This is a genomic window from Sphingobium sp. ba1 (genome assembly GCF_000743655.1).
In the GTDB taxonomy this organism is placed as follows: Bacteria; Pseudomonadota; Alphaproteobacteria; order Sphingomonadales; family Sphingomonadaceae; genus Sphingobium.
Map to the genome: position 1 here is coordinate 2945306 of NZ_JPPQ01000069.1, position 2750 is coordinate 2948055.

The window sequence follows — 2750 nt, forward strand, 5'->3', positions numbered from 1 at the left end:
GACAGCGGCACAAAGTCGAGAATATGTTCGGCAGGATCAAGGACTGGCGGCGCATCCACACGCGCTACGATCGTTGCGCCCATACCTTCATGTCCGCCATCTGCATCGCCGCGACCGTTATATTCTGGATCAATCAATGAGTCCTGACCCTAGCGGTCCGGGTCGCTTGCCTGCCAGCGCAGATGCACCGGCGCATCCTCCGGCCGCCACGGCGAAACCCGCCCCATGATCGCGCTGAACAGGTCCGACGTCAGATAGCGCGACAGCCAGTTTTGAAGGTTGGGCAGCGGCTGCATCGCAAACCAGGCCGGGTCGACAGCGGCGAACTGCCGCACGAACGGGATAATCGCGGCATCGGCGAACCCGCAGGCCGGGCCGCATAGATAAATCGACCCTGCCAACCGCTGTTCGATGTCGAGCAGAAATACCAATCCGCTCGCGCGATGCGTTTCGGCCTGCGTGCCATGGCGGTCGGGATATTTGTAGCGATCCAGATCATGTTTGAACGCGCCATCATTGGCCGCCACGAGCGCGGGATCGTCACGGCTCAGCCAGTCCTCTGGATCATGCTGCGCCAAAGCCCATCGCATGATGTCGATGCTCTGGTCGATGACGGTGTCATTGGGCAGGACCAGCACAGGGACGGTGCCCTTGGGCGAAGCGGTCAACATCGCGTCGGGCTTGGCCGACAGCTTCACTTCGCGCAGTTCCACAGCCATGGCGCTCACGGCCAGCGCCAGCCGCGCCCGCATCGCATAGGGACAGCGGCGAAAGCTGTAGAGAATCGGTGCTGGCATGCTGCGGTCACTCATGTTGGAGCCAAGGATAGGCACGGCATCAAAACCCCTTCCAATGTAGGAATTCCTCTGATCTATCCTGATAGATGGAACAGTCCCCCAAGCCACACCAGACGCACGCCATGGCCAGGCAGATCCGGTGTCGCGCCACTGGCGCGTTGCCGTCGCATCACTGTGACCCAATAGTGACTTCAGCCTTACCTGGACAGTACGTCGTCGGGACTATTGACGCACCATTGGGCCTTTTCACCCGACGACATCGTGAACATCGCCCTGTGACGCATCAGTGGCTAAACCGGCGGCGCTTCGGCGGCGGTGAACAGCGCGACCGCCTGTTCCAGCCGGGCGACGGCGCGGGTTTCCAGGTCCGGGGTGAAGCGGGGCAGGGGGATGGCGACGGCGAAGGCGCCGACCGCGACGCCATCGACCACCGCCGCCATGCCCAGACCGCAAATGCCCGGCGTATATTCCTCGCGCGTGCGCCCCACGCCCGACGCGCGGATCGCCGCCAACTCGGTGCGCAACGCCTGTTCGTCGGTCACGCTTTGCGGGGTGAACGGCTCCAGCGGCACCTGCGCGAAATAGGCATCGATCTCCTCGTCGCCCAGGCTCGCCAGCAACGCCTTGCCCGCGGCCAGGCTGTGCATCGGGATGCGCGTGCCCACGCTGATCGAATAGCGCAGCGACTGTTCCGCCGTCTCGGTGACGATCGCCACCAATTGCCACCCATCGCGCACGAAGAAGGAAGCGGTTTCGTTGGTCTGCGTCCGCAGCGACCGGACCAGCGGCCGCACCTTGTCCGCCAGCGACAGGGCGACGCGCGGCGACCCCAGCCGCGCCAGCGCCGGGCCGGGCAGGTAGCGCCGCCCCTCCCGCGCCAGATAATGCCGTTCCACCAATGTCGCGAGCAGATAGGACAGGCTGCTGACCGGAATGGCGAGGCCCGCCGCAATCTCCTGCGCCACCACACCAGCAGGACGCGCCACGACATATTCGATGATGTCGATGGTCCGCATCGCCGATTTGACGGTGGATGGCGTGGTGGCATTCATGATGGGCGCCCTCCGTTAAAAGGTCAGGCTACCGCGCCGTTCGGCAAAGCGCCATCCCGCCGGAGTGAGGACGAAGCGGTCGTGGAACGACCCGACCTTGGGCGCGCCATCGCCGGTGAACAGCAGCATCGCGCTTTCGCCGACGGCCTGCGTCGGGCTGATCACGTCGATCACGACGTTGGAACAGACATGCCGCGTCGTCCGTGCCGGGCGGGCGAGGAAGGCGGCGAGGATCGCTTCGCGCCCCTGCGTCCAATCGTCCGGCGCGGTCGGGCGCGCCATGCGGCCATCCTCGGCATAGAGGTCAGCCACGCCCTGCCAATCGGCCGCGTCGTTGAGATTGGCGTAGCGGGCGATCAGCCTGGCGCAATCCGCCTCGATCGCGCGGCGCTCCTCCTCGCTCACAGCCGCGCGTCCGCCAGGTCCGCACCAGCGCGGAGCGAACGCAGCTTCTTCCACGTCACCGCCGGGTCGATCTTGCCATATCCGGCAAAGGTGCCGAACCCGCAATCGGTGCTGGCGATCACTCGATCCTTGCCGACGATCCCGGCAAAGCGTTCGATCCGCTGGGCGATCAGTTCGGGATGTTCGACATAGTTGGAGCAGGTATCGATCAGGCCGGGGGCGAGGATCTTATGATCGGGGATGGTCGCGTCGCGCCACACCGCCCATTCATGTTCGTGGCACGGATTGGCGGCTTCGAACAGGACGGTGGCCGGGCGCGCGGGCAGGATGATGTCGATCACCTTTTCCAGCGGAATATCATGATCATGCGGGCCTTCATAATTGCCCCAGCAGATGCGCATCCGCATCCGTTCGGGCGGAATATTGGCGGTGGCGGCGTTGAGCGCATCGACATTGGCGGACGCGATCTTGAGGAACTCCTCGTCGCTGGCGTCCT

General features: G+C 64.7%; 4 protein-coding genes and 1 pseudogene. 1 reads left to right on the forward strand and 4 read right to left on the reverse strand.

Annotation, left to right across the window (positions count from 1 at the left end; genetic code table 11):
• The coding region (locus tag IL54_RS24315; RefSeq protein ID WP_037479111.1) for a transposase at window positions 1-140 on the forward strand (140 nt) is incomplete at its 5' end.
• A gap of 9 nt (window positions 141-149) precedes the next feature.
• Here IL54_RS24315 and IL54_RS17540 read toward each other — a convergent pair.
• The 4 genes and pseudogenes from IL54_RS17540 to IL54_RS17555 all read right to left on the reverse strand — a co-directional run.
• Window positions 150-797 carry a glutathione S-transferase gene (locus tag IL54_RS17540; RefSeq protein ID WP_037479114.1) on the reverse strand — a complete coding sequence of 216 codons (648 nt, stop codon included), beginning with the start codon at window positions 795-797 and terminating at the stop codon, window positions 150-152.
• Window positions 798-1087: 290 nt separating this feature from the next.
• On the reverse strand, window positions 1088-1849 hold the full coding sequence (locus tag IL54_RS17545; RefSeq protein ID WP_037477339.1) for an IclR family transcriptional regulator: 762 nt from the start codon (window positions 1847-1849) through the stop codon (window positions 1088-1090).
• Window positions 1850-1864: 15 nt separating this feature from the next.
• Entirely contained in the window at window positions 1865-2254 is a 390-nt protein-coding gene (locus IL54_RS17550; RefSeq protein ID WP_237236227.1) for a nuclear transport factor 2 family protein, read from the reverse strand.
• Window positions 2251-2750 (reverse strand): annotated as a pseudogene (locus IL54_RS17555) (epoxyalkane--coenzyme M transferase); the annotation flags it as partial. The gene IL54_RS17550 and the pseudogene IL54_RS17555, both read right to left, overlap by 4 nt.